Below are 25,758 nucleotides of genomic sequence, written 5' to 3' on the forward strand. Positions count from 1 at the left end.
AAGAACATGTTAGTTGAAACAAAAGCAAAAGTAGGTGTATTTGCAATCGCACTGGGTGCATATCTGCCGCAGTTCCCGACGCTGGTTCCGGAATTTGAGACACAGTATGATGCGTTCAAAAAGACGATTCCGGATACCGTTGAAATGATCGATGGTGGAATCGTTACAACGAAAGAATTATCGATGGAAGCAGGAGATAAGTTTCGTGCAGCGGATGTAGATCTTGTTATTTTACAGCTTCTGACCTACGCGACCAGCTACAATATGCTCCCGGCAGTCCGTGACCTGAATGTGCCGGTTGTGCTTGTGAATGTGCAGAAACGGAAAGCACCGGATTATGCCAATACCGATACACCAAAATGGCTCGGTGAGCTGTATGCCTGTGGTGCAGTCGGCGAGATGGTAGCCGATCTGGAGCGTGCGGGCAAACGTCATGCCGTCATCACCGGTGTTGTAGAAGGCGGAGATGCTTACGTGGCAAAGGAAATCGATGAGTGGTGCCGGGCAGCCCAGGTACGCAGAAGATTCCGCTACACCAATATTGCCCAGATCGGAAGACCATATCCGGGAATGATGGATCTGTATATCGATGAAACCAATCTTTACAACCGGATGGGACTTTACACGAAACAGTTCGACTGGGAGAAAATGTGGGCGATCGCGGATCCTGTCACAGATGAGGCCGCAATCCGCGCCAAGGCAGAGGAGATTCTGGATACCTTTGACATCGAGGGCGGTGCAACGGTAGAGACCGTATGGGATATGGCAAAATATGTCGTTGCTTTTGAAGAATGGGTAAAAAAAGAAGATCTTGGCATGGTGGCATCCCATTATGACGGCTTTGCCAAAGGGGTTGCCGGAAAACTGGACAGCATGCTGATTCCGGCATTTTCCATGCTGATCAAACAGGGTACAGCCTGTGCCGTAGAGGGTGATATGAAAGTTGCAATGGCAATGAGCATTCTGAAAACAATCGCCGGAACCGGTCAGCTTTCTGAGATGTATTCGATCGATTTCAATGAGGATATCTGTATTATCGGCCACTCTGGATCGGGAGATGCTGATATTTCGCAGGCGAAAAAACCGTCCATGAAAATCGTTGATGTTTTTCATGGCAAGACGGGCGGCGGATATCTGACGCAGTTTTATCCGCCGGTTGGAGATGTTACATATCTTGGAATTACGCAGGATAAAGACGGTCATTTTAAATTTGTTGCTGCAGAGGGTGTCAATGAGGATGGTCCGATCTTTACCTTTGGCGATACAAACATGAGAACACGTTTCTCCATTGGGGCAAGAGAGTTCTGCAACAGATGGAGTGAGGCGGGACCAACACATCATATGGCAGCTGCTGTCGGACATCATATTGATACGATTCTGAAAGTTGCAAAAATCCTGGATGTGCCGGTAGAGGTTGTGTGCCGGTAAATATCGATAAAAGAAGAGGAAAAGAGAGAAAGAAGAGGGAAAAAACATGAAATTTTTAGATGCAGAATTTGTAAAAGGCTTTATCCGTATGGCAAATGATGGCTGGGAGCAGGGATGGCATGAGAGAAACGGCGGAAACCTTTCTTACCGTGTGAAACCGGAAGAGGTTGAAGAGGTAAAAGAAAATTTTGAGGCCAGAGAGTGGAATTCGATCGGAACCGCCGTTCCAAATCTTGCGGGAGAGTATTTCCTGGTAACCGGAAGCGGAAAATATTTCCGAAATGTCACAATCAAACCGGAAGACAGCATCTGTATGATTGAGCTGGATGAAAAAGGTGAAAATTACCGCATCGTCTGGGGTCTCGTCAACGGAGGACGTCCGACCTCAGAGCTTCCGAGCCATCTGATGAACCTGGAGGTAAAAAAACTTCAGGACGAAAGATACCGCGTTGTGTACCATGCACATACCACCAACGTGATCGCGCTTACCTTTGTTCTGCCGCTGGAAGATAAAGTATTTACCCGCGAACTCTGGGAGATGGCAACCGAGTGTCCTGTTGTATTCCCGTCCGGAATAGGTGTCGTTCCGTGGATGGTTCCGGGAGGCAGAGAGATCGCCGTTGCCACGAGCGAGCTGATGAAGAAATATGATCTTGCTATCTGGGCACACCACGGCATGTTCGCCGCCGGCTTTGATTTTGACCTGACCTTCGGTCTGATGCATACCGCAGAAAAATCTGCAGAAATCCTGGTAAAAACACTTTCTATGCAGCCAACGAAACGCCAGACGATCACACCGGATGAATTCCGCCATCTGGCAAAGGATTTCGGTGTAACACTGCCAGAAGAGTTTTTGTATGAGAAATAAAACTGGAAACTGATAGTGAAAAATGGCCGTCTGATCCTTGCACTGAGGAATGGGACGGCCATTTTTTTGCTGTGCAGAAGAAAAAGTCTATTAATTTCTTTCGGAATTTGATAAACTATAAGATAAGATTATCGATTAGAAAACAGTGGAACATTTCATTATCAGACAGAAAATGCTGGTGTGTCTGCGCTCAGAAAGGAAAGATGAAATATGACTTCAGCGATTAGTATAGGAAAGCAGGATTTTGCTTCCCTTCGAGAAAATCATTATTTTTATGTTGATAAAACCGATTTTATCAGACAATGGTGGGAAAGTGGAGATGACATTACGCTGATCACACGTCCGAGAAGATTTGGCAAAACATTGAATATGAGCATGCTGAATTGTTTCTTTTCCAGACAGTATGCAGAAAAAGGTACCATCTTTGAAGGGCTTTCTATCTGGAAACAGGAAAAATACCGCAGACTGCAGGGAACTTATCCGGTGATTTTTCTGAGCTTTGCGGACGTAAAACAGAATAACTATCAAGATGCAGTGCAGAAGATAAAAAATATTATTGTAGATGCTTATCGCCGACATCGGTATTTGGAGCAGGAAGAATGCTTTACGCAAAATGAGAAACAGCAGATGCTGGAAATTACAGAAAAAATGAGTGATGTGACAGCACAGGATGCATTAAAAAATCTTTCCAGTTATTTGAATCTTTTATATGGAAAAAAAGTTTTGATCTTTCTGGATGAATATGACACGCCCATGCAGGAAGCCTATATTCATGGATACTGGGATGAATTTGTAGGATTTATGAGAAGCCTTTTCAATGCGACATTCAAAACAAATCCATATCTGGAACGCGCTGTGATGACTGGAATTACCCGTATTTCCAAAGAATCTGTTTTTTCGGACCTTAATAATCTGACGGTTATTACAACAACATCGGATGCCTATGCAGACTGTTTTGGTTTTACAGAAGAAGAGGTATTTCAATCATTAGATCAATTTGGAATGCCGGAAAAGAAAGATCTGGTAAAGCAATGGTATGACGGATTTTGCTTTGGCACGCATCGTGATATTTACAATCCGTGGTCTATTACAAATTATCTGAAAGAGAAAAAACTGCGGCCCTACTGGGCAGCTACAAGTTCCAATGGATTGATCAGCAAACTCCTGCAGTCAGCATCGGTAAATATGAAGGAAGAACTGGAAAAACTGATCAACAGACAACAAATTGTAGTTAATTTTGATGAGCAGATTATATTTGGACAATTAGAACAGGATGAAAGTGCGGTATGGAGTCTGTTGGTGGCAAGCGGTTATCTGAAAGTGGAGGAGATTGAATACAGAGGACTGACGCTGGAGCCGTGGTATTCTCTTTCCATCACAAATCTGGAGACTGTGAGCATGTTTTCGAATATGTTCAAAAGCTGGTTTGCAGCGGCATCTGCCAATTATAATGAATTTATCAAAGCATTGCTGAATGGGGATGTAAAAGCGATGAACCTCTATATGAATGATATTGCACTTGCTACATTTAGTAATTTTGATGCTGGAAAACATGCGTCCGAGCGGAGCCAGCCAGAGCGGTTTTATCATGGATTTGTACTTGGGCTGCTGGTGGAAGTGCGAGATCTTTATGAGGTGCGTTCCAATCGGGAAAGTGGGTATGGAAGATACGATGTGATTCTAATTCCCAGAAATTTGGATCGAGATGCTATGATTCTGGAATTTAAAGTAAAAGAAACGGAAGAAAAAACGCTGCAGGAAACGGTACAAAAAGCACTGGCGCAGATTGAAATAAAGAAATACGACGCGGAACTGAAAGAACGGGGAATCCCAAAAGAAAGAATCCGGCATTATGGATTTGCGTTTGAAGGGAAAAAGGTACTAATTGGGTAATAGAAAACGCTGTCAATGCTTCTCTGGAAGGGGAAGCGGGACAGCGTTTTTCTGTTAATTGTGATTAGAGTACCATCTGAAGCAGCATTACCATAAGCGGCATCGTCACAATAGAAGCCAGCGTAGTAACAACATTGATGGCACTGGCATAGCGCGAATCGTTGCCGTATACCTGGCACATCTGGGTAACCGTGGAAGCAGATGGCGTGATGATGGCGAGAAAAACGATCAGAATCAGTGTCGGTCCGTCAGCGGAAAGGTCGGCGAGATGGCTGAGTTTTAAGAGAACAAGCGCCATCAGCGGAACGGCGATCAGGCGGAGAAAGGTCACGAAGTAAATCCGTTTATTCGCAAAAATCTGACGGAAGTCCATGCCGGCAAAAAGCATACCCGTAACAATCATACTGGCAGGGCCAACCATGCTTCCGACAGAATGAAGCGTATTGTTGACCAGCGCAGGAAGCCGGATGCCCGTGAAAAAAAGAAGAATTTCGACGAAAATAGAAATAATATTGAGGTTCAGAACAATCTTCTTCCAGTCATAGGAAGCCTCACGGCTGATCACCTTTTTGCAGTGCGTCCAGAAAAAGACAAGCTGTACGCTCATATAAACACAGCTGTAAAGCACCCATTCCGCTCCTAAAACAGCCGTCACAAGCGGCACAATCAGATTGCCGGAATTGGAGTAGTAAACAGAAGTTATCTCAACCGCATCCAAATGAAACACCCGTCCAAGAGCTGAAACCGCAAAAAGAAGCACAACCTGCATCAGAAGCGAAGCCGCAAACGCAACCAGCAGCCCCCGCACCGTTTCCGGCGTGTAATCGACCTGAAACGCATTCAGAATCACGCAGGGAATGATCAGGTACAGCACAATTTTCGACAGAACTTTGCTGTCCTCATCCTTTAAAAGTCCGGCTTTTACGATTAAAAAGCCCATAAAAATCATAAGAAAAAGCTGCGCGATCTGCTGCGCAAGAAGAATACTGATCGTCATAAAAATCTCCCCATATGTGTGCCTTATAGAAAATATTATAAGGTGGAGAAGAGGGGATTTCAATTTCTTTTTGAGAGATTTGGGTCGAAATAATGGTGAAAATATAAGAAAAATGGCTGTTGACCAAAAGAAAATGCTGTCATATAATATATTCGACAAGAGAGCCGTTGGTCAGTGTACACCTGACCGCCGGATAAAGCTTCTAACTAAAAATAGCGCCTAACTTTACCAGAGCAGGGGCGCTATTTTGATTTGACAAAATTACACGATTGCAATATAATATACTTAACAAGACAGCCGGAAGGTGAGCGCAATCACCCGATCTGGCGAAAATATTAAATAGCTATAAGAAGTGGCCATCCATGCTTACCAGAGAGCAGGATGGCCATTTCTTAATTTCTATAATAAAGGAAGGCTGAATTATAGTCAAGAAATTTTTGCGATTTTAAAACAAAGTAATAAAAAGTGTGATATAATAACCTCATAATGAAAAGTAAAATTCCGCCTATTTTTCAACATTGTAGGCGGCAATTTTACACCTGCCAGTTAGTGAATCCTAATAAAAGTAAGATGGAGGTACCCGCCCATGATGGAATACACCAGCAAATATTGGAACATGCTGACTCCTTTAATAAAGAAAAGTCTGCTAAAACGCTACGGAAAAGAGGAGACCGCAGAGCTTCTCCGCAAGACCAACCAGATCTACCGCGACATGCTTCGCCGCGCCGATGATATCGGAAAGGACAACCCGATGGTGTCGAATCTCTATGAAGGCCTCATTTTTCTTGCGCTCTGGGATGCGTCGGACAGACAGATTTCTGTGGATGAACTGCGTACAATCTCAGAGGAGATGATGTCCTTCCCGCTTCTGAAAGCCATGGGCCTGATGATTAATGCGAATAAGAAGAGCGGCATGGCGCGGATTGCGAAGATGATGCATAAGGATGCCGCCTGGCTGGAAGCACATCCGCAGTATAAGGCGTATTCGTGGGATTTTCATTTTGATGAGACGAAGCATCAGGACGGTTTTTATTACCACTTCACCCAATGTCCCCTGAATACCTTCGCCCGAAAAGAGGGCTATCTGGAAGTGCTGCCGATTATGTGCGACATTGATTACAAGACAGCAGCCCTGATGCACGCGAAGCTCTACCGTGACCATACGCTGGCAGGCAGCGGTGAGGTCTGTGATTACTGGTTCGTGGGGGACAAGGTGGAAAATCCGAAATAAAATAAGACCGGGACGGAACCGGTGAAATGGATCGAAGAATATAAAACACAGAAGGGAGATCACCCAGAATGAGCAATGAAAAAATAAAACCAAAACTGAACGGAACTGCCGAGACGATGCTGCAGTGCTTCTACGCCCGCGCCATGCACAGCAGAAATCCGAAAAACAAGTTCCGCGACACCAAAGCAGAAGAGCTGATTGACCGCATCGACTATGATTTCAGCAATGCGAAAAAGGACACAGCAATGAGCGGCGGAATCGTAGCGCGGAGTGTTGTGTTTGATGAGCTGATCAGCGACTTTATCCGAAAGAACCCGGATTGTACCGTCGTCAACATCGCCTGTGGTCTGGACACTCGTTTTTACCGCATGGATAATGGAAAAATTACCTGGTACAATCTCGATCTGCCGGAGACGATTGAGGTACGCGATTCGATCTATCAGGAATCCGGCCGCGTTTCCACGATTGCGTGTTCCGTGCTCGATCCGGCATGGGCCGATCAGGTAAAAGTGCGGGGCAAAATACTTTTCATCATCGAAGGTCTGACCATGTACATGAAAGCGGATGAGGTCAGAACGATGCTCGCCATCATCCGCGATCACTTCGACAATGCCTACGTCTGCATGGAAACGCTGTGCCCGCACTTTGTAAAGAAAGAAAACATCGAAAAATCCATCCAGGCGACAGGCGCGACATTTACCTGGGGTGCGAACAGCTTTGCCGACCTGGGCAACATTGCCGCCGGTTTCCGAAAAGTAAAAGACGACAACATCGCCCGCGGTATGGAAACACTGAATCCCATCTACAAGCTGGTGATGTGGATGCCGATCGTCCACAAATTCGCAGAGAAAATTCTGGTGTTTGAGAAAGCGTAAGAAAAAACGAAAAAAATAAAAAGAAACAGGCAGCCCGGCAGCGGAAAAGCTTAAAAAACTTCCGTGCAGGGAACCTGTTTTTTTGTTTGTGCAGGCAATCAACAAATCATTCATCCGGCCACACAAAATGTGCATTCCCCGCTTCAAGGCCGTCAATCAGAATATTCTGTCCCGTGCAGAACCGGTTCGTCACGGTCATAAAATACGCCCAGTCCGCTGCTTCCTCGACGGTCATCCACCGTTTCAGCGGCGTCAGCTCCATGATCTGATCCCAGAGCTTTTGGTCTTCTGTGACAGGCAGATTCAACTCGGTCAGTACGCCGCCGAAATCAAGGCTGTTGCACGTTCCGCCATACGGTGCAATGCGGAGTGCCACATTTTTTGTGTAGGCGAGAACGCCGCCCTTGCTTGCGGTGTATTCCGGAAATTCAGCTCCGGTATGGCCGCTGGCCGAGCCGATCATGAGGATGGCGCGGATGTTGTCATGAATTCCGTACGCCTCCGTGATTGCGATGGTTCCCTTTAAATTGATATCAATATCATCCTCGTTCTGCACACCGGCGTTGTTGATGACAATATCAAAAGGCGCAAGTGCCGGATACTGTTCTCTGGCGCGGATATCAAGGCAGAAATGAGTATACGACTCCTGTCTGATCGAAGCTTCCTTCCGGTCAAATCCGGTAACGTCAAAGCCTTCTTTTAAAAATTTCTCCGCAATCGCCTTCCCGATTCCAGAACTGGTTCCTGTAATAAGTACACGCATACGATAACCTCCCGATGAAATATTACCCTCATTATACCGCAAACACAGCATGCGATCCAGAAGAAACGAAAAAGAATGCAGGAAAAGAAAATGTTACGGGAAAAATCACTGCATAAAACAAAAGAGTCTCTCAAAACCACAACAAATAATTGACAGATTTTAGGAGAAGGAGTAGAGTTTTTGAAAGGGGGATTATCCCTGCAAAGAGTGAAAACAAAAGAGGTGCAAATATGCTGAAAGTAGACAATCTTACCTTTGAAGTAAACGAAGAGGGAAGAAAACGCTGCCTCGTCAACCACATCAGTTTTGAGGTAAAGGACGGGGAAATGCTGGTGATTACCGGACCGAACGGTGGCGGAAAATCAACGCTGGCCAAAGTGCTTGCAGGAATTGAGGACGCCAATGGCGGAGAAATCTTCCTGGATGAGGAAAATATTACCGGTTATGATATTGACCACCGTGCAAACGCCGGCATCGGCTATGCATTCCAGCAGCCGCCGCGTTTTAAAGGAATGACGGTGAAAAAAATGCTGTCGCTGGCAGCCGGAAAAGAACTGACGGAAGCCGAGAGCTGTAAACTCCTCTCCGCCGTCGGACTCTGCTCTGCAGATTACCTGAACCGCCAGATGGACGGTACGCTCTCGGGAGGAGAGATGAAGCGTCTGGAGATCGCAACGGTTCTTGCAAAACCGCATAAGGTCAGCATTTTCGATGAGCCGGAGGCTGGCATTGACCTGTGGAGCTTTTCCATGCTGATCAAACGGTTTGAAGAAATCCACAAAGAGAAGAAAGAATGTCTGATCCTCATTTCCCATCAGGAACGCATTATCCAGATGGCAGACAAGATCATGGTGATCGAGGACGGACAGGTGAAAGAATACGGTACAAAAGAAGATGTACTGCCGACTCTGTTCCAGCAGAAAACAGGCCGGATGTGCGGTCAGGAAGGAGGCACATGCTGATGGTACAGGTAGATGAGACAACCCAGGGCGTATTAAATCAGATCAGCGAAGGATTTGCGCAGAAAGGGGCGTATAATCTCCGTCAGAACGGCATTCCGCTCTGCCACGGTGACAGTGAACATATCAAAATCCGCAAAAAAGAGGATAAGCCGGGCATTGATATTTTGATCGACGGCGAGACGAAGGGCGAAAAAGTATTTATCCCGGTTGTCGTCAGCGTTTCCGGTATGACGGATCTTGTTTACAATGATTTCTACGTTGCGGACGGCGCCGATGTTACGATTGTAGCGGGCTGCGGTATTCACAACGGCGGCTGCAACGACAGCCGGCACGACGGTATCCATACGTTCCATGTAGGAAAAAATGCCAACGTGCGCTACGAGGAAAAGCATTATGGCGAGGGAAATGGAACGGGACAGCGGATTCTGAACCCGGTGACAAATATTGAAATCGGAGAAAATTCCGTTTTTACGCTGGATACCGTACAGATTAAGGGCGTTGACTCAACAATTCGTACGACGAATGTTGTGATGGATGCAAACTCCAAACTGTTCGTGCTCGAACGTCTGATGACAGACGGTGACCAGAAGGCAGAGTCGGATATTGAAGTATGTATGAACGGAAGCGGTTCTTCCGCACAGATTATTTCACGTTCTGTCGGAAAGGGCAATTCCTCACAGGTCTTCCATCCGAAGGCAGTCGGCAAAAACAAATGCCACGCCCATATCCAGTGCGATTCTATCATCATGGATCACGCCCAGGTCGGATCTATTCCGGAGATCCAGGCAAAGCATGTGGATGCGGCAATCATCCACGAGGCGGCGATCGGACGGATCAATGATGAGCAGCTATTGAAACTCAGAACGCTCGGCATGACGGAAGCGGAGGCGGAAAACGTCATTATTGAAAACTTCCTGAGCTGAAGAAAAAAAGGAAACAAGAGAACAAAAAAGAGGCATTTCCAGTCTGCATAGATGGAGATTCCTCTTTTTGTGCATTTTTCACAAAAACAGGTAGTAAATTTTACTAAAATAAAAAGTAAAATATTTTGACTTTTAACATATGATAAATTTGTACTGTTGAAAAAAGGAAAGATACAAGATAGAGAAATGGGGAAAGCGAAAATGGGTATTGTGATCAATCATTCCGAAAATATTTTCCTGCTGCAGACCAGATCCAACAGCTATGCGTTCGGCATTGACGATCAGGGACTGGTAAGACATACAGAGTTTCTTCCGTGATATGAAAAAATACGAAGAGGCGATGGAGGCTCCGGTGAAGAACGAGGTGGCGATCGTGTACGATTACGATTCCCTGGCATCGTTCCGTATCCAGCGCCAGAGCATTCTGCTCGATCCGGCGGAACCGTAATCGTGACGTACCGCCACGCCGTGAAAGATGCGGACAACAACGTTCCGTTCGGCGAGACACTGCCGGTGCACTACAATGCGCTTGCGGGGCTGACCGTAGAAGAGACGGAGAGACTGCAGGACTATGATGCATTCCCGGTTGTGGGAAGCGGCGTGTTCGAGGGCGTGGAAGGCACAGGCGGAATTTTCTGTGATATAGGCCTTGTGGAGCTCGAGCTCATCCCGGGAACGCGGAACAAAAAGAGGATTCTGCTGACGGATGCCGGACGGGAACTGGAGAAAAATACGACGGACCGGCTGCGTGGGGCGGAGATCCGTGCATATGGAAAACTCTCGGCAGAAGAGCTGAACAGCTATCTTGAGATGACAAGAAAGCTGACGGCAGCGCTGCGCGAGGAGACGGAAAAACTTTAAAGAGAGAGCAGAAATGAATCAGAAAAAAGACAAAATTCAGTTATCCGATCATTTTACATACGGGGCGGTCTATTTCCCGACAGTCCCTTTTCTTTTTGTCTGGAAAAAACTTGTAAATAAGACGCGAGTGTGCAAAAATAGACATAAAACAGATGCGGAGGCATCCTGAAAAAAAGAGGAGAACAACATGGAAAAACAGAAAAAGATAGCACTGATTAACGATCTGACAGGCTTTGGCCGGTGCTCGACGGCTGTGATGGCGCCAATCGTGTCGGCGATGAAGATTCAGGCGGTGGCAGTTCCGACCGCAATTCTCTCAGCACACACGCAGTTTCCGACGTATTACTTTGATGATTATACTGACCGGATGAAGGATTACATTCAGACCTATAAGGAGCTGAAGCTCGATTTCGATGCGATCTCGACCGGCTTCTTAGGATCGGAACAGCAGGTGGATATCGTGCTTGATTTTATCCGCCATTTTAAGACGGACCGCAACTTTGTCATCGTCGATCCGGTCATGGGAGACTATGGGAAGCTGTATCGGACGTACACGAAAGAGATGTGCGAAAAGATGAAAGAACTGGTTCACTACGCGGATATCATCACGCCGAACCTGACAGAACTCTGTACACTGCTCGATGCGCCGTATCCGAAGAACGGGGCTTCGATTGAGGAGCTGAAAGAGATGTGCGGAAAACTGGCGGAGCGGGGACCGAAACATATTGTTGTGACGGGCATCCACTTTAACCAGACGCAGATTGCCAACTTTATCTATAACAAAGGCGAAGACTTCCAGATTGTCATGGTAGACCGCATCGGCGGCGACCGGAGCGGTACGGGAGATGTCATTGCGGCAATTATCGCAGGCATGTATCTGAACGGCCACAGCCTGTACGAGTCGGTGAAAAAGGCGGCGGATTACGTATCGAAATGCATCCGCTACTGCGAAGAAAACGAAGTGCCAAGCTACTGGGGACTCTGCTTTGAAATGTTTATGAAGGACTTAACGGAGGAAGCGTAATGTATTTATATACTGTAACCGGAGCCGTCGGCGAGGAAGGGTATCTCGACCTTGCAAAGAGCGGCGATCTTACCGGAAAAAATGTCTATGTCAACATGACAAATAAATGCCCGTGCAGCTGTGTGTTCTGTCTGCGCCAGACGAAACAGCAGCAGGAGGGAAATACACTGTGGTTAAAAGAGGGCGAGCCATCCGTTGAGACGATGCTGGAGCTGTTCGCACAGTACGATCTGAACGTGATCAATGAACTGGTCTTCTGCGGCTTCGGAGAACCGCTTGAGCGGCTTGAGGATGTCTGTCGGGTGATCGATTCCTTAAAAGAAACGTATCCGAACCTGAAAGTGCGTCTGAATACGATCGGTCTTGCCAACCTGATCTATGGAAGAGATGTCACCCCGGAATTAAAGGGAAGATTCGATACCGTCTCGATTTCCTTAAACGCGCCGGATGAAAAGGAATTTCTGGAGCTCACGCGGTCGAAATTCGGCATCCAGTCGTACGAGGCGATCAAGGAGTTTGCAGTACTTGCAAAACAGTATGTGCCGAATGTTGTGATGACCGTTGTCGAGAAAGTTATGCCGGAAGAAAAGATTCAGAAATGCCGGGAAATCTGCGATGAATTAGGTGTTACCCTTCGTGTCCGCCCGTTTGAAAATTAAAGTGTGCGGAACGGAATCTTTCGCTTGTGTTTCCAGAATATAACGCCTATAATGGGAAGGAAAAACAAAAGAGAGGGAGAGACGTATGAACGAGTCTAATGGAGTCATCCGCGATGCGAGAAAGCTCGGTATTCCTAAAATGCTGATTCTCGGATTGCAGCACATGTTTGCCATGTTCGGTGCAACCATTCTGGTGCCGATTCTGGTAAACAGCTACTTTGTAGACGCATGCGGCGAGGGGCCGTCCCGCGGTCTTACCGTATCCGTCACACTGTTCTGCGCCGGCTTTGGAACCATGCTGTTTCATCTGTGCGCGAAATTTAAAGTACCGGCATTTCTTGGTTCTTCGTTTGCATTCTTAAGCGGTTTCGCCGCTGTTGCAAACCTGAATACCGGAAAATATGCCAGCATGAGTGTCAACGACAAGGCAGCCTATGCCTGCGGAGGTATTGTGGTAGCAGGTCTTCTGTACCTGATTTTTGCCTTGATCATCCGCATGGTCGGCGTCAAACGCGTGATGCGCTACCTGCCGCCGGTTGTCACAGGTCCGGTTATCATCTGCATTGGCCTCAGCCTTGCTGGTTCCGCCATTAATAATGCTTCGACGAACTGGTTCCTGGCACTGGTTGCGCTGGCAGTCATCATCATTTTCAACATCTGGGGAAAAGGAATGCTCAAAATCATTCCGATTCTGATGGGCGTTGTGATTGCCTACGCTGTGGCAGTTGTCCTGAATGCACTCGGCATCAAAAATCCGGACGGATCCGTGATCATCAACTTTGCGCCGGTTGCACAGGCAGGCATCGTCGGACTTCCGCCGCTGCAGCTCTGCAAATTCGATCTGACCAGCATTATGATTATGGCACCGATCGCGATCGCGACTATGATGGAGCATGTCGGCGATATGTCGGCGATCTCTGCAACCGTAGGAGAGAACTTCCTTTCTGATCCGGGCCTGCATAGAACCCTGCTCGGTGATGGTCTTGCAACCGCAATGGCAGGTTTCATCGGCGGACCGGCCAACACGACGTACGGCGAGAACACCGGCGTTCTGGAATTGAGCCGCGTACATGACCCGAGAGTCATCCGTATTGCCGCAGTCTTTGCGATTATCGTCAGCTTCATTCCGAAGGTATCGGCACTCATCAGCACCATGCCGTCCTCCATCATCGGAGGCGTCAGCTTCATGCTGTACGGTATGATTTCTGCCATCGGTGTGCGCAACGTGGTTGAGAACAAGGTAGACCTGACGAAATCAAGAAACCTGATTATTGCGGGCGTCATCTTTGTCTGTGGACTGGGCTTCAGCAACGGTCTCTCCTTTACGATCGGCGGAACGACCGTCACCCTGACTGCACTTGCCATTGCAGCCATCGCAGGAATCCTGCTGAACATGATTCTGCCGGGCAACGATTACGAATTCGGCGTAAACGAGACCGGAGACGAGAACAGAGGAATCCACGCATAAAGAAAAATGCAAAAGAAAATCCGTTTTTTCTGCATCTGTATTCTGCACAAAGGAATGTGCAGAAACAGAGGGGAAAAAGCGGATTTTCTTTGCATTTCGGTACGGGCAAGTGTATATTGGATGGTAAGAAGATATAAGGTTGGTAAAAAAATGACACACGAAAGATCGAAAAAGGGGATGATGGGACAGGTCGTCGGATCCTTATATTACCTGGATCCAACGGTGATTCCGCGGCTGAAAAGTCTGCGAAGCGGTGACGATCCGGTGTTTTCGTTTGGTGTTTTATTTTACGCGCTCAAATGCAATCCGCGGAGAGTGGTTCAGTACGTAGATGATGCCGCGCCGTTCAAATCCGTTTTTCTGGATCAGATGCTGCATGATTTGATTGTCCGTATGCGTATCGACGCGCAGGTGCGGGATCTGTGTCCAGCAGTAATCGACGATCTGGGAGAAAAATCCGTGGATTGTTCCGTCTGAGGCAACCTGGTGGATCGTGCCATACGGCGCATCGGAGAGCCAGGAGCCGTCGTCGATCTGCAGATACGTCGGATCCTCACCGATGATGAAGGCAAACGCGCCGTGCAGCGTGCCGTTTTCTTCCAGGACAAAAAGCTGTTTGTCACGGATTCTGTTGTGAATCAGCTCCTCCGGCGGAAAATGGTTTCCCCACTGATTCGGATTTCCGGTTTCCTGCATAAAAGAGCGGGCGTACGCATAGATTGACATGAGCGAAGTAAAATCCTCCGGGACGGCAAGTCGTATCATGATAAAAATTCTCCTTTTAGTTCAAAATAAGCAGTTTTATTGTAGCACAGCGGACGATGAAGCACAAGAAAGAGAAAACAGGATTTGACTTTTTGAAAAATCCCATGTACAATGCAGTTAGTTACAACTAACTAAAGCAACCAAAACCACAACAAAATGATTTCTGCCGATCCTGGATGGGCCGGTTCCGTATCAAATTGTCAGAAAGGAAAGAATATGAAACAAAATCGAAAACGAAAAGAGACGGCGGGCATGAATTTTCTCCGCTATCTCGGTCCGGGACTTTTTGTCACGGTCGGTTTTATCGACCCGGGAAACTGGGCATCCAACATTGCCGCCGGATCGGGTTACGGCTACGAGCTTCTGTGGATGGTTACCCTGTCCACGATCATGCTGATTTTTCTGCAGCACAATGCGGCGCATCTCGGCATTGCCACGGGAAAGTGCCTCTCGGAGGCGGCGAGCCTCTATCTGCCTGCGTGGCTGAAAAACACGATTCTTGCGACGGCGATGATGGCAGCGGTGGCGACCGCAATGGCGGAGATCCTCGGCGGTGCGATTGCGCTCCAGATGCTGTTCGGCATTCCGATTAAGCTCGGCAGCATGATGATTCTCGTGCTGGTTCTGATCTGTGAGTTTACAAGTGCTTACAAACGGATTGAAAAACTGATCATTGTGTTTGTCTCGCTGATCGGCTTTTCGTTCCTCTTTGAAGTCTGGATCGCCGATATCGACTGGGCGCAGGCGGCTGTCGGCTGGGTAAAACCGTCGTTTCCAGAGCACTCAATGCCGGTCATCTTAAGCGTCCTCGGTGCGGTCGTCATGCCGCACAACCTGTTTCTCCACTCGGAAATTATTCAGAGCCGCCAGTGGAATCTTGAGGATGATGAGGTGATTGTGCGCCAGTTAAAGTATGAGTTCAAAGACACCCTGTTTTCCATGATCATCGGATGGGCCATCAACAGTGCAATGATCCTGATGGCGGCCGCAACGTTTTTCCAGCCACAGAATGCAAAGCAGGTGGATGATCTCGCAACGGCGGGAAAGATGCTGACACCGCTCCTTGGAAATGCCGCATCGGTGATTTTTGCAGCAGCGCTTCTGCTCGCCGGAATTTCATCGAGCATCACCGCGGGAATGGCGGGCGGAACGATTTTTTCGGGGATTTTTAACAAGCCGTATGAGATCAAGAGTAAGGAGACACGCTGGGGAATCCTTCTTACCATGATCCCGGCCGCAGCGGTCATTCTTCTGATTGATTCCCCGTTCCAGGGCCTTCTCTATTCACAGATGTTTCTTGGAATGCAGCTCCCGATTACGGTATTTACGCAGATTTATCTGACGTCCTCGAAAAAAGTCATGGGAAAATACGCGAACAGTCTGCGGCTGAAAATTGCCCTGTTTGCGATTGCGGTGATTGTGACACTGCTGAATATCGCGCTGCTGTTTGTGCAGTAAAAAGAATGAGAAATAAAAAAAGGAAGTCCGCTGCGCTGATCCCTGAAAAAGAGACTGGCGCAGCGGACTTCTTCTATTATAATATGCTCTCCATGCAGGCATCGACAAAGTCCTGCAGAAGCGGAGAGAGTTTCCGCCCCTTTTTCCAGATCACGGCGATCTGCGTTTCCAGGTCGCTTTCTGCGAGCGGCTGGATGCGGAGTCCCTGGCAGAGAGAGCTCATGGACTGCGGGAAAATGGCAGTGGCAAGGCCTTCCTTTGCCCAGAGCATCGCGCCGCGGGGATCGTCGCAGACGCAGAAAAGATCGGGCTCCATGCCGCGCGAGTGGAACGCATCCATGATGAGCGCCTCATACCGGCGGTAGATGATGAGCGGAATATTCAAAAGATCCGAGAGCTTTAGCGATCCGTTCTTCTCGGGAAGCATATCTTTTGAAGAAACGGCAATCATAGGTTCAGAGCTTAAAATTTTATAGTCGACATCGTCGAGCCGCAGCGGCGTGCGGGCGATGGAAATGTCGATGATGCCGTCCATCAGATAGCGGTACAGCGTGTAGGTGATGCCGTCGTGCACCTCGAAGTTGACATCGGGATTGCGGCGGGAAAAAAGCGAGACGCACGGCATGATCGTCGCAACGGTGGTCGGTGTGATGCCGAGGCGCAGAACCCGCTTTTTGCCGACCTTTGCGACCTCAAGCTCCGTCGATTTCACGTACTCGAGCAGGTTGGCGGAGCGGTCGTACAGCAGTTTTCCGGCTTCGGTCAGGCGGACGCCTTGGCGGGTGCGTTCAAATAAAGTGACATTCAGTTCGGCTTCCAGCTGCTTTAACTGATAACTGAGCGGCGGCTGGGACATATTGAGGCGGCGGGCGGCCTCGTGAATGCTTTCGGTTTCGGCGATGACGCGGAAATATTCAAGCTGGCGCAGTTCCATAAGAGACTTCCTTTCGTGAAATTATCTATGATATTAAAATTGTATCACTAAGCCATAAAAACAATACTATTCGTATTAATCATATGAGATTATACTGTCAATGTCAAGAAACAAAGAAATGGAGAGTGAAAAAGAAGATGAAAAGTCTTGGAGTCTACTTGAAGCACTACAAAAAAGAGAGCATCATCGCTCCTTTGTTCAAGCTTCTGGAAGTCGTATTCGACCTTCTTGTGCCGATGGTTGTTGCCCAGATCATCGATGTGGGTATCGCAGGCAATAACCGTCCGTACATCGTCAGCCGTTTTGGAATCCTCGTTCTGATGGCGGCAGTCGGACTTTGCTGCAGCTTCACCGCGCAGTATTTCGCGGCAAAAGCGAGCGTCGGCTGTGCAACCGAGCTTCGCCAGGCGGTCTTTGACCACATTCAGGCTCTGTCCTTTACGGAGCTGGATACCATTGGAACCGATACGCTGATCACCCGTCTGATCAACGATATCAATCAGGTGCAGAACGGAATCAACATGGGTCTGCGTCTGCTGCTGCGGAGTCCGTTTATCGTATTCGGTTCCGTTGTGATGGCATTTACCGTCAACGTAAAATGTGCCATCGTATTCCTGGTTACTATTCCGATCCTATTCGTTGCCGTATTCGGCATTATGCTGGTCAGCATCCCGCTGTTCAAAAAGGTACAGGCGGCACTCGACCGCGTCACCGGAATGACAAGAGAAAATCTGAACGGTGTCCGTGTCATCCGTGCGTTCTGCCGTGAGGAGCAGTCTGTTGCCGATTTCGAAAAGAGCAACGATGAGCTGACTTGTCTGAACGAGTTTGTCGGAAAAATTTCCGCACTGTTAAATCCGCTGACCTATGTCCTCATCAACATCGCAGCCGTTGTCCTGATCTGGCAGGCAGGCCTTCAGGTTAACATCGGCAGTATGCAGCAGGGACAGGTTGTCGCACTTTACAACTACATGCTGCAGATCATCGTGGAGCTGATCAAACTGGCATCGCTCATCATCACCTTAAACAAATCCGTTGCCTGTGCAGAGCGTGTCTCCGGCGTACTGGCGGTTCCGACAACCATGAACTACCCGGCAAAAGGCGGCGCTGCAAAGAAAGTAACTGGCGATGCAGCTGTTACATTTAAAAATGTCAGCTTCACCTATGCAGGAGCCGGCGCAGAGAGCTTATCGGATATCAGCTTTACCGCAAAACGCGGACAGACCATCGGAATCATCGGCGGTACCGGAAGCGGAAAATCGACGCTGGTCAGCCTGATTTCCCGTTTCTACGATGCGACCAGCGGTGACGTCATGGTAGACGGCGAGAATGTAAAGAATTACACGAAAGAAGAGCTCTGCAATAAAGTCGGTGTTGTTCAGCAGAGAGCAGTGCTCTTTAAAGGCAGCATCCGCGACAATATGAAGTGGGGCAAAGAGGACGCCACCGATGCAGAAATCTGGGAGGCGCTCACCACAGCCCAGGCGAAAGAAGTCGTAGAAGGCAAACAGGATCAGCTCGATTTTATGCTGGAGCAGAACGGAAAGAACCTCTCCGGCGGACAGAAACAGCGTCTTTCTATTGCGCGTGCGCTGGTAAAAAAACCGGAAATCCTGATTCTGGACGACAGCTCGAGTGCGCTTGACTTTGCAACGGATGCAAAACTCCGCAAAGCCGTCCACAATCTCGAAGGAAACACGACAACCTTCCTCGTATCCCAGCGAATCGCCGGCATCCGTCAGGCAGACCAGATCCTCGTTCTTGGAAATGGTACGCTCGAAGGAAACGGCACACACGACGAGCTGATGAAAACCTGCGAGGTTTACCGCGAGATTTACTTCTCCCAGTTCCCGGAAGAGCGTGCAGCTTATAACAACGAAAGCGGGGTGATCGCATGAAAAAGACAGAAAACAAGTCCGGAAAAAGCGGCATGCAGGTCATGAAAAAGCTGATGGCGTTTATCGGAAATTATAAAATTTTCTTAGGCCTTAGTATTGTCCTGGCTGCGGTTACCGTTATTTTACAGCTTTATATTCCGATCCTGTTCGGCGATGCGATCGATGAGGTCGTTGCAGCCCACCAGGTCAATTTCCCGGAGATGTGGTTCTATCTGAAACGAATCGTATTCTTTACCCTCGTTTCCGCACTTTCCGCATGGATCATGAACCTGATCAACAACCGTATGACGTACCGCATCGTGCGCGACCTTCGTTCCCAGGCGATCCGTCATATCCAGGTGCTGCCGCTGTCCTATCTGGATCAGCACAGCTCCGGAGACATCGTAAGCCGTGTTATCGCAGATACCGATATCTTATCGGACGGTCTTCTGCTTGGCTTTACACAGCTGTTCTCCGGCATCGTAACCATTATTGTGACACTGTTTTTCATGTTCTCGAAGAACGTATGGATCACCCTTCTTGTGATCTGCCTGACACCTCTCAGCTTCTTCGTGGCAAAATTTATTTCCGGCCGCTCGTTCAAAATGTTCCAGAAACAGAGTGAGACGAGAGGAAAACAGACCGCACTCATCGATGAGATGATCGGAAACCAGAAAGTAGTCAAAGCGTTCGGCTATGAGGAAAAAGCTTCCGAGCGTTTTGCAGAGATCAACAAAGATCTGCAGAAATACAGCCAGCAGGCCGTGTTCTACAGTTCCTTAACGAACCCGTCCACCCGTTTTGTCAACAACGTGATCTATGCCGGTGTTGCCCTTGTGGGAGCTTTCATGATCCCGGGCGGCGCGCTGACCGTCGGCGGACTTTCCGTTCTGCTGTCGTACGCAAACCAGTATATGAAACCGTTCAATGATATCAGTTCCGTTATCACTGAGATGCAGAACGCGCTTGCCTGCGCAGGCCGTATCTTTGCTCTTCTGGAAGAGAAAGAGGAGAGTGCAGACCCGGCCGGAACGATCGATACCGTGACGGGAAATGTGACGATCGATGATGTAGCATTTAGTTATGACAAAGAGAAAAAACTGATCGAGAACTTTAATCTTGACGTACAGCCGGGCATGCGTGTTGCCATTGTCGGCCCGACCGGATGCGGAAAGACGACGTTTATCAACCTGCTGATGCGCTTCTATGATGTCGATGCCGGAAAGGTCTGCATCGACGGAAAGCCGATCGACGAACTGTCCCGCCATGCGCTCCGCAGCTGCTTTGGTATGGTGCTGCAGGATACCTGGATCAAACAGGGAACCGTGCGCGACAACATCAGCTTCGGAAAGCCGGATGCGACGGAAGAGGAGATCATCAATGCGGCCAAAGAGGCACACAGCTGGGAGTTTATCAAGCGTCTGCCGAAGGGACTTGACACGGTTCTCAGCGAAGACAGCATCAGCCAGGGGCAGAAACAGCTTCTCTGTATCACCCGTGTCATGCTCTGCCTGCCGCCGATGCTGATCCTCGACGAGGCGACCTCCAGCATCGATACCCGTACCGAACTGCAGGTTCAGGAGGCGTTTGACAAGCTGATGCAGGGCAGAACGAGTTTCGTCGTTGCCCACCGTCTGTCCACGATCCGCAATGCTTCGCTGATCCTCGTCATGAAAGACGGAAAGATTATCGAGCAGGGACGCCATGAGGAGCTTCTTGAGAAGAAAGGCTTCTACTACAATCTGTACAACAGCCAGTTCCAGGCGTCATAAAAGATATTTGGAAAAGAGAACAGCAGATCTGTGCCGCGCATGCGATTTTGAGGCGTGCGCGCTCAGATCTGCTGATTTTTTATATGTTTTTGCAATATTCTGAAAAAAATACGGCATGGGGTATTGACGAATCCTATCACAGGTGCTATAGTTTTACAAAAATAAAAAAAGACGTAGAAGTTTTTAGAAAATGTGCGGAGAGCTTTTGGAAATTTAATTTTCGAAAGGTGCACGACCGAAGAAGTAAAACTTTCAGGTGCTGGTTCTCTTCTTAAAACAAGAACGGACGGGAGACGGCGAGGACTAAAAACGGAGTGGTCTCTGGAGAAGCTCTTGAAAAGAGTGCCGAAGGTGCAATGCAGCGATGCAGAATCTCTCAGGCAAAAGGACAGAGTCAAAAAAGATACAGAAGAAAAACAGCCGCGGAACAAAAAAGCGGTGCGCAGAAACGAAAAAATTCCGGAAGCGTGGTTTTTTGCTGTATTTTTCAATCAGAGCCATGTTCTGCAGGAAAAATTCCGCAGGAGATGGTATTTTTTTTCTCAAAACGGTGCGGATGTGTGATCCACATCGTTCAGACCATACGTCGAATGGAAAGGGAGAAAAGAAAATGGATGCATTGAATCAGGCAATTGCGCAGATCAGTGATGTGCTCTGGAACAGCGTACTGCTGTTTCTGCTGGTAGGTACGGGAGTTTATTTCTCTGTTCGGACCCGCTTTGTACAGGTAAGAAAGTTTAAGACCGCGTGGAACCGCGTCTTCGGCGGTTTCTCGTTAAAGGGTAAGAAGGCCGGAAAAGACGGCATGACTTCCTTCCAGGCGCTTGCAACAGCGATCGCCGCACAGGTCGGAACCGGAAACATCGCAGGATGTGCGACCGCACTCGTATCCGGCGGCCCGGGAGCCATCTTCTGGATGTGGCTTGCTGCGTTCTTCGGCATGGCAACGATCTACGGCGAGGCGTATCTCGCGCAGATCTCCAAACGCCGCGATGAGAGCGGAGAAATCATCGGAGGACCGGTTTACTACATTACCCACGCATTCAAGGGAACGTTTGGAAAAGCACTGGCAGGCTTCTTTGCCGTAGCCGTTATTCTGGCGCTTGGCTTTATGGGAAATATGGTACAGTCGAACTCCATCAGTGATGCGTTCTACACCGCATTTTCCGTACCGAAATGGGTGATGGGTGTGATTGTAGCCGTTCTCGCCGCATTCATTTTCATCGGAGGTATCTCCCGTATCGCATCCTTCACCGAAAAAGTTGTTCCGGTGATGGCAGCACTGTATCTCGTCGGAGCCCTTGTTGTTATTCTGATCAACATCCAGCATGTGCCGTCAGCGATTGCTTCGATCTTTATCTGTGCATTCCGTCCGGACGCCGTATTTGGTGCAGCAGCCGGTATTACCGTGCGGAAAGCCATGCGTTACGGTGTTGCCCGAGGCCTCTTCTCTAATGAAGCCGGTATGGGTTCCACCCCGCATGCCCATGCGATTGCCGATGTCGAGAACCCGGAGGATCAGGGTGAAGTAGCGATGATCGGTGTCTTTATTGATACCTTCGTTGTCCTGACCATGACCGCTCTCGTTATTCTTTCTTCCGGCGTTCTGGAAGAGATGATGAGTACCGGTGTTGTAGGAACCCCGGTCGCACAGGCGGCATTCCGAACCGGCCTCAAAGGCTTCGGACCGGCGTTCGTAGCGATCTGTCTTCTGTTCTTTGCATTCTCGACCATCGTCGGATGGTACTTCTTCGCAAGACAGAACGTACAGTATCTGTTCGGAAAGAAAGCAGTCGTTCCGTTCTCGCTGATCGTCGTTGTGTTCGTTTTCCTCGGCTCTCTGCTGAAAGTAGATCTCGTATGGAACCTGTCAGACCTCTTTAACGGCCTGATGGTAATTCCAAACCTCATGGCGTTGATCGTCCTCGCAGGAACCGTAGCAAAAGCGGCAAAAGGTGAAAAAGTAGAATTCTAATCATATATACAGAACGGGAAAAAGGAGGAAAGTCTGCTGATGCAGACTTTCCTTTTGCAATTATTCAGAGCCACATCTCGATTCCGCTGCGCTGCATCTCGATGTGGCTTCTCGCCATATAAAATTTCAAGAAGAACTGTTCGTTCATGCGAGCATGACTCACAGTTCTTCTTGAAATTTTGCATGGCTCTGAATAATTGCAAAAAGAAAGACCGGCAGGGGAGCTACCGGTCTTTCAAGGGGAGTATAAATAATTAATAAGGGGTTATTAATTGTAAAAAAATTTATGAAGGGTAAATTCTTTTACAAAATTGATTATAATACAGATAACGGGAAAAAGCAACATCGAAATTCAAAAGTTGGAAAAAATTACCACAATTTGGAAAGCAGTGGTCCGAAAGCAGGAAAAACACTGTATTTTTGGGCTTGCATTCCCCACTTTGGAACAGATACCGTGGAAAAACAGGGTTCTGGATGCATAATCTGCGCGGAAAAAGCGATACTAAAGGATGTCGCAGGACAAAAAAACATTCAGGAGGAAACAAGATTATGACCAGAAACAGCAAAAATGAATACAGCAAAAACGAGTACAGCAAAAACGGATACGAGAAAAGCGAATACAGCAAAAACCAGAAGAACAGCAGAGACTGCAATCATGTGAAAGACCGTGAGATGTCATCCTACGGTCAGCAGAACCGGGAGCAGGACGAGAAGGATGAGTATGAAAAATACTAAGTAAACCTTGGGATTCCGGCAGAAAAAGCCGGCGGAGGGTCCCATACGGACTCTGCCGCCGGTTTCTGCATACATATAAAACAGGAGAGAAAGTCAGATCCGGAGAGGGGGACCAGGATATGGCAGGCATGACACTGCTGGCGGCAGACCAGCTGGACTGGTACGTGGGAAAACCGTGGGCGATGATCATCGATGTGCGGAGCCGGCGGGAATACGAAAAAGGGCATGTGAAAGGAGCGGTGAATCTTCCCTATGACCATCTGCTCGAACGGGTCTGTCTGCCGCGGGACAAAATTCTTGTGATCTGCTGTGAGCGGGGTGCCGCGAGCATGGCGGAGGGAAAGCGGCTGGCGGAGAACGGATACGAGGTCAAAACGGTCATCGGCGGAATGCATGCATACCGCGGACGATATCTGGTGGCGGGAGAAGAGCTGTAATGGGGCGGCAATCCAACATTTCTTCTTGTCAAGCGGGAAAAGATACGGTAAGATGAAACAGAAAACAATACAAAACCAAACCACAAAACGAAAGAGAGATCACGATATGAAATACATGTTTGCATCTGATATTCACGGTTCTGCCTATTACTGCAGAAAAATGCTGGAAGCCTTCGAGGCAGAGGGCGCAAGCCGCCTGTTTCTGTTAGGCGACCTTCTCTATCACGGCCCGAGAAACGATCTTCCAAAAGAATACGCACCGAAACAGGTCATCGCCATGCTGAATGAGAAAAAACAGTACCTCACCAACGTGCGCGGAAACTGCGACGCAGAAGTAGATCAGATGGTACTGGAGTTCCCGGTGCTGGCAGATTACGGCATCCTGATCGAGGGAGGCCATACCTTCTATATGAGCCATGGCCACATCTACAATGAGCAGAATCTGCCGCCGCTGATGGATGGAGATATCTTCCTGTACGGCCATACCCACGTCCTGCGTGCCGAGAAAAAAGGCGCACACACCTTCCTGAACCCGGGTTCTGTATCTCTGCCGAAAGAGGGCAATATCCCGACCTATGCAATCCTCGAGGACGGCGTATTTACGATCAAAGGCTTTGACGGCACCGTCGTAAAACAGCTCACATTATAAGAGGGGACGGGAGAGTATGGAATTATATGAACTGATCGCCCCGTGCCACTTCGGCCTGGAGGCGGTGATGAAACGTGAAATCCTCGACCTCGGCTACGAAATCGAGCGCGTGGAGGATGGAAAAGTAACGTTTCTTGCAGATGCAGAGGGAATCGCCTACGCCAACCTGTTCCTTCGCACGACCGAGCGTATCCTGCTCAAAGTAGGACAGGTCCACGCCGAAACGTACGATGAACTCTTTGAAGCGACAAAAGCGCTCCCGTGGGAGAAATTTATCCCGAAAAACGGAAAGTTCTGGGTAACGAAGGCAAACTCCATCAAGAGTAAGCTCTTCAGCCCGTCCGATATCCAGTCGATTATGAAAAAAGCGATTGTCGAGCGATTGAAACAGGTCTACCACATGGAGTGGTTCCCGGAGGACGGTGCACAGTACCCGATCCGTGTTTCGATTTTAAAAGACGAGGTTACGATCGGACTCGATACCTCCGGCGTTTCCCTTCATAAGAGAGGCTACCGCAAGCTGACCGCGAAAGCGCCGATCACCGAGACCCTTGCCGCAGCACTTATCATGCTGACTCCGTGGAAGGGTGACCGGATTCTTGTCGATCCGTTCTGCGGAAGCGGTACGTTCCCGATCGAGGCGGCCATGATGGCGGCCGATATTGCACCGGGTCTCAACCGTTCTTTCCTTGCGGAGCAGTGGACGCACCTCGTGCCGAAAAAATGCTGGATGGATGCGGCGGAGGATGCACGCTACCGGATCCGGAACGATATTGAGACAGATATTCAGGGCTTTGATATCGACGGAGATGTCATCAAGAGTGCCAGAGAGAACGCAAAGCTGGCCGGTGTGGATCACCTGATCCATTTCCAGCAGCGTCCGGTTGCCGAGCTGTCGCACCCGAAAAAATACGGTTTTCTGATTACCAACCCGCCGTACGGTGAGCGCCTGGAGGACAAAAAAGATCTTCCGGCCCTGTATCAGACATTAGGAGAGCGGTACCGCGCTCTCGATTCCTGGTCGATGTATCTGATCACGAGCTACGAGGATGCCGAGCGGTATCTCGGCAAAAAGGCGGATAAAAACCGTAAAATTTACAATGGAATGCTGAAAACCTACTTTTACCAGTACGCGGGACCGAAGCCGCCGCGCCGGGAAAAAGAACAGAAATAATACAAATGGAGGAGCAATGCCGAATGATTT

The 25,758-nt window shown here is 48.6% G+C and carries 25 protein-coding genes and 1 riboswitch; of the genes, 21 read left to right on the top strand and 4 right to left on the bottom strand.

Annotated elements, in window-relative coordinates; all coding sequences use genetic code 11:
- Positions 1-6 precede the first annotated feature (6 nt).
- The 3 genes from DW743_RS01100 to DW743_RS01110 all read left to right on the top strand — a co-directional run bounded on the left by DW743_RS01100 (position 7) and on the right by DW743_RS01110 (position 4,189).
- Positions 7-1,428, top strand: a complete 1,422-nt coding sequence (locus DW743_RS01100; RefSeq protein ID WP_117760517.1) for an arabinose isomerase — start codon at positions 7-9, stop codon at positions 1,426-1,428.
- A gap of 46 nt (positions 1,429-1,474) precedes the next feature.
- Complete coding sequence (gene rhaD / locus DW743_RS01105) at positions 1,475-2,296, top strand: rhamnulose-1-phosphate aldolase (RefSeq protein ID WP_117760516.1); 822 nt, start codon at positions 1,475-1,477, stop codon at positions 2,294-2,296.
- A gap of 210 nt (positions 2,297-2,506) precedes the next feature.
- Positions 2,507-4,189, top strand: a complete 1,683-nt coding sequence (locus DW743_RS01110; RefSeq protein WP_117760515.1) for an AAA family ATPase — start codon at positions 2,507-2,509, stop codon at positions 4,187-4,189.
- Positions 4,190-4,253: 64 nt separating this feature from the next.
- Here DW743_RS01110 and DW743_RS01115 read toward each other — a convergent pair whose 3' ends face one another.
- Entirely contained in the window at positions 4,254-5,186 is a 933-nt protein-coding gene (locus DW743_RS01115; protein WP_117760514.1) for an AEC family transporter, read from the bottom strand.
- 586 nt (positions 5,187-5,772) lie between these two features.
- Between DW743_RS01115 and DW743_RS01120 the strand changes: the two genes are divergently transcribed.
- Both DW743_RS01120 and DW743_RS01125 read left to right on the top strand, forming a co-directional pair.
- Positions 5,773-6,417: an L-2-amino-thiazoline-4-carboxylic acid hydrolase gene (locus DW743_RS01120; protein WP_117760513.1), complete on the top strand. Its 645-nt coding sequence runs from the start codon at positions 5,773-5,775 to the stop codon at positions 6,415-6,417.
- A 68-nt stretch (positions 6,418-6,485) separates the two neighbouring features.
- Complete coding sequence (locus tag DW743_RS01125; protein ID WP_117760512.1) at positions 6,486-7,292, top strand: class I SAM-dependent methyltransferase; 807 nt, start codon at positions 6,486-6,488, stop codon at positions 7,290-7,292.
- A gap of 106 nt (positions 7,293-7,398) precedes the next feature.
- Here the strand turns inward: DW743_RS01125 and DW743_RS01130 are convergent, their stop codons facing one another.
- Positions 7,399-8,055, bottom strand: coding sequence for an SDR family NAD(P)-dependent oxidoreductase (locus tag DW743_RS01130; protein ID WP_117760511.1), 657 nt, complete (start codon positions 8,053-8,055; stop codon positions 7,399-7,401).
- Positions 8,056-8,285: 230 nt separating this feature from the next.
- On the opposite strand from DW743_RS01130, the gene DW743_RS01135 reads away from it, so the two are divergent.
- The 8 genes from DW743_RS01135 (at position 8,286) to DW743_RS01160 (ending at position 13,952) form a co-directional block, all read left to right on the top strand.
- Positions 8,286-9,017 (top strand): ABC transporter ATP-binding protein, encoded by a 732-nt coding sequence (locus DW743_RS01135; protein WP_055227049.1) that lies wholly within the window; start codon positions 8,286-8,288, stop codon positions 9,015-9,017.
- Positions 9,017-9,940 (top strand): SufB/SufD family protein, encoded by a 924-nt coding sequence (locus DW743_RS01140; RefSeq protein ID WP_117760600.1) that lies wholly within the window; start codon positions 9,017-9,019, stop codon positions 9,938-9,940. Before DW743_RS01135 ends, DW743_RS01140 begins: the two co-directional genes overlap by 1 nt.
- Before the next feature lie 186 nt (positions 9,941-10,126).
- Positions 10,127-10,258, top strand: a complete 132-nt coding sequence (locus DW743_RS18605; protein WP_256372640.1) for a hypothetical protein — start codon at positions 10,127-10,129, stop codon at positions 10,256-10,258.
- A 1-nt stretch (position 10,259) separates the two neighbouring features.
- Complete coding sequence (locus tag DW743_RS18610) at positions 10,260-10,388, top strand: hypothetical protein (RefSeq protein ID WP_256372840.1); 129 nt, start codon at positions 10,260-10,262, stop codon at positions 10,386-10,388.
- Positions 10,389-10,390: 2 nt separating this feature from the next.
- Positions 10,391-10,801, top strand: a complete 411-nt coding sequence (locus DW743_RS01145; RefSeq protein ID WP_117760510.1) for a hypothetical protein — start codon at positions 10,391-10,393, stop codon at positions 10,799-10,801.
- Between the two features lie 187 nt (positions 10,802-10,988).
- Positions 10,989-11,825, top strand: coding sequence for a pyridoxamine kinase (locus DW743_RS01150; RefSeq protein ID WP_117760509.1), 837 nt, complete (start codon positions 10,989-10,991; stop codon positions 11,823-11,825).
- Complete coding sequence (locus DW743_RS01155) at positions 11,825-12,484, top strand: TatD family nuclease-associated radical SAM protein (RefSeq protein ID WP_117760508.1); 660 nt, start codon at positions 11,825-11,827, stop codon at positions 12,482-12,484. Before DW743_RS01150 ends, DW743_RS01155 begins: the two co-directional genes overlap by 1 nt.
- Positions 12,485-12,569: 85 nt before the next feature.
- Positions 12,570-13,952, top strand: coding sequence for a uracil-xanthine permease family protein (locus tag DW743_RS01160; RefSeq protein WP_117760507.1), 1,383 nt, complete (start codon positions 12,570-12,572; stop codon positions 13,950-13,952).
- 282 nt (positions 13,953-14,234) lie between these two features.
- Here DW743_RS01160 and DW743_RS01165 read toward each other — a convergent pair whose 3' ends face one another.
- On the bottom strand, positions 14,235-14,717 hold the full coding sequence (locus DW743_RS01165; protein WP_022462640.1) for a hypothetical protein: 483 nt from the start codon (positions 14,715-14,717) through the stop codon (positions 14,235-14,237).
- A gap of 216 nt (positions 14,718-14,933) precedes the next feature.
- Between DW743_RS01165 and DW743_RS01170 the strand changes: the two genes are divergently transcribed.
- Complete coding sequence (locus tag DW743_RS01170; RefSeq protein WP_117760506.1) at positions 14,934-16,175, top strand: Nramp family divalent metal transporter; 1,242 nt, start codon at positions 14,934-14,936, stop codon at positions 16,173-16,175.
- Positions 16,176-16,251: 76 nt separating this feature from the next.
- Here the strand turns inward: DW743_RS01170 and DW743_RS01175 are convergent, their stop codons facing one another.
- Positions 16,252-17,109 carry a LysR family transcriptional regulator gene (locus DW743_RS01175; RefSeq protein WP_055219702.1) on the bottom strand — a complete coding sequence of 286 codons (858 nt, stop codon included), beginning with the start codon at positions 17,107-17,109 and terminating at the stop codon, positions 16,252-16,254.
- A 137-nt stretch (positions 17,110-17,246) separates the two neighbouring features.
- Here DW743_RS01175 and DW743_RS01180 point away from each other — a divergent pair, with 137 nt between their 5' ends.
- The 7 genes from DW743_RS01180 to DW743_RS01215 all read left to right on the top strand — a co-directional run bounded on the left by DW743_RS01180 (position 17,247) and on the right by DW743_RS01215 (position 25,728).
- On the top strand, positions 17,247-19,007 hold the full coding sequence (locus tag DW743_RS01180) for an ABC transporter ATP-binding protein (RefSeq protein WP_055219704.1): 1,761 nt from the start codon (positions 17,247-17,249) through the stop codon (positions 19,005-19,007).
- Positions 19,008-19,048: 41 nt separating this feature from the next.
- Positions 19,049-20,758, top strand: a complete 1,710-nt coding sequence (locus DW743_RS01185) for an ABC transporter ATP-binding protein (RefSeq protein WP_117760599.1) — start codon at positions 19,049-19,051, stop codon at positions 20,756-20,758.
- 311 nt (positions 20,759-21,069) lie between these two features.
- Positions 21,070-21,160, top strand: a riboswitch (glycine riboswitch).
- Between the two features lie 208 nt (positions 21,161-21,368).
- Complete coding sequence (locus DW743_RS01190) at positions 21,369-22,733, top strand: alanine/glycine:cation symporter family protein (protein ID WP_117760598.1); 1,365 nt, start codon at positions 21,369-21,371, stop codon at positions 22,731-22,733.
- Between the two features lie 549 nt (positions 22,734-23,282).
- Positions 23,283-23,468, top strand: a complete 186-nt coding sequence (locus DW743_RS01200) for a hypothetical protein (protein ID WP_022462634.1) — start codon at positions 23,283-23,285, stop codon at positions 23,466-23,468.
- Positions 23,469-23,587: 119 nt separating this feature from the next.
- A complete protein-coding gene (locus DW743_RS01205; protein ID WP_243001874.1) occupies positions 23,588-23,905 on the top strand; it encodes a rhodanese-like domain-containing protein in 318 nt (105 codons plus the stop codon).
- 106 nt (positions 23,906-24,011) lie between these two features.
- A complete protein-coding gene (yfcE, locus tag DW743_RS01210; RefSeq protein ID WP_022462632.1) occupies positions 24,012-24,554 on the top strand; it encodes a phosphodiesterase in 543 nt (180 codons plus the stop codon).
- Between the two features lie 16 nt (positions 24,555-24,570).
- On the top strand, positions 24,571-25,728 hold the full coding sequence (locus tag DW743_RS01215; RefSeq protein WP_022462631.1) for a THUMP domain-containing class I SAM-dependent RNA methyltransferase: 1,158 nt from the start codon (positions 24,571-24,573) through the stop codon (positions 25,726-25,728).
- The last annotated feature ends 30 nt before the right edge of the window (positions 25,729-25,758 follow it).

Origin of the sequence: Blautia sp. AM28-27 (genome assembly GCF_003480905.1) — a bacterium.
In the GTDB taxonomy this organism is placed as follows: domain Bacteria; phylum Bacillota; class Clostridia; order Lachnospirales; family Lachnospiraceae; genus Fusicatenibacter; species Fusicatenibacter saccharivorans.

Excerpts from the sequence above, each read along its gene's own strand:
- DW743_RS01100 (WP_117760517.1), top strand. The coding sequence starts at position 7 with ATGTTAGTTGAAACAAAAGCAAAAGTAGGTGTATTTGCAATCGCACTG.
- rhaD (WP_117760516.1), top strand. The coding sequence starts at position 1,475 with ATGAAATTTTTAGATGCAGAATTTGTAAAAGGCTTTATCCGTATGGCA.
- DW743_RS01110 (WP_117760515.1), top strand. The coding sequence starts at position 2,507 with ATGACTTCAGCGATTAGTATAGGAAAGCAGGATTTTGCTTCCCTTCGA.
- DW743_RS01115 (WP_117760514.1), bottom strand. The coding sequence starts at position 5,186 with ATGACGATCAGTATTCTTCTTGCGCAGCAGATCGCGCAGCTTTTTCTT.
- DW743_RS01120 (WP_117760513.1), top strand. The coding sequence starts at position 5,773 with ATGATGGAATACACCAGCAAATATTGGAACATGCTGACTCCTTTAATA.
- DW743_RS01125 (WP_117760512.1), top strand. The coding sequence starts at position 6,486 with ATGAGCAATGAAAAAATAAAACCAAAACTGAACGGAACTGCCGAGACG.
- DW743_RS01130 (WP_117760511.1), bottom strand. The coding sequence starts at position 8,055 with ATGCGTGTACTTATTACAGGAACCAGTTCTGGAATCGGGAAGGCGATT.
- DW743_RS01135 (WP_055227049.1), top strand. The coding sequence starts at position 8,286 with ATGCTGAAAGTAGACAATCTTACCTTTGAAGTAAACGAAGAGGGAAGA.
- DW743_RS01140 (WP_117760600.1), top strand. The coding sequence starts at position 9,017 with ATGGTACAGGTAGATGAGACAACCCAGGGCGTATTAAATCAGATCAGC.
- DW743_RS18605 (WP_256372640.1), top strand. The coding sequence starts at position 10,127 with ATGGGGAAAGCGAAAATGGGTATTGTGATCAATCATTCCGAAAATATT.
- DW743_RS18610 (WP_256372840.1), top strand. The coding sequence starts at position 10,260 with ATGAAAAAATACGAAGAGGCGATGGAGGCTCCGGTGAAGAACGAGGTG.
- DW743_RS01150 (WP_117760509.1), top strand. The coding sequence starts at position 10,989 with ATGGAAAAACAGAAAAAGATAGCACTGATTAACGATCTGACAGGCTTT.
- DW743_RS01155 (WP_117760508.1), top strand. The coding sequence starts at position 11,825 with ATGTATTTATATACTGTAACCGGAGCCGTCGGCGAGGAAGGGTATCTC.
- DW743_RS01160 (WP_117760507.1), top strand. The coding sequence starts at position 12,570 with ATGAACGAGTCTAATGGAGTCATCCGCGATGCGAGAAAGCTCGGTATT.
- DW743_RS01165 (WP_022462640.1), bottom strand. The coding sequence starts at position 14,717 with ATGATACGACTTGCCGTCCCGGAGGATTTTACTTCGCTCATGTCAATC.
- DW743_RS01170 (WP_117760506.1), top strand. The coding sequence starts at position 14,934 with ATGAAACAAAATCGAAAACGAAAAGAGACGGCGGGCATGAATTTTCTC.
- DW743_RS01175 (WP_055219702.1), bottom strand. The coding sequence starts at position 17,109 with ATGGAACTGCGCCAGCTTGAATATTTCCGCGTCATCGCCGAAACCGAA.
- DW743_RS01180 (WP_055219704.1), top strand. The coding sequence starts at position 17,247 with ATGAAAAGTCTTGGAGTCTACTTGAAGCACTACAAAAAAGAGAGCATC.
- DW743_RS01185 (WP_117760599.1), top strand. The coding sequence starts at position 19,049 with ATGAAAAAGCTGATGGCGTTTATCGGAAATTATAAAATTTTCTTAGGC.
- DW743_RS01190 (WP_117760598.1), top strand. The coding sequence starts at position 21,369 with ATGGATGCATTGAATCAGGCAATTGCGCAGATCAGTGATGTGCTCTGG.
- DW743_RS01200 (WP_022462634.1), top strand. The coding sequence starts at position 23,283 with ATGACCAGAAACAGCAAAAATGAATACAGCAAAAACGAGTACAGCAAA.
- DW743_RS01205 (WP_243001874.1), top strand. The coding sequence starts at position 23,588 with ATGGCAGGCATGACACTGCTGGCGGCAGACCAGCTGGACTGGTACGTG.
- yfcE (WP_022462632.1), top strand. The coding sequence starts at position 24,012 with ATGAAATACATGTTTGCATCTGATATTCACGGTTCTGCCTATTACTGC.
- DW743_RS01215 (WP_022462631.1), top strand. The coding sequence starts at position 24,571 with ATGGAATTATATGAACTGATCGCCCCGTGCCACTTCGGCCTGGAGGCG.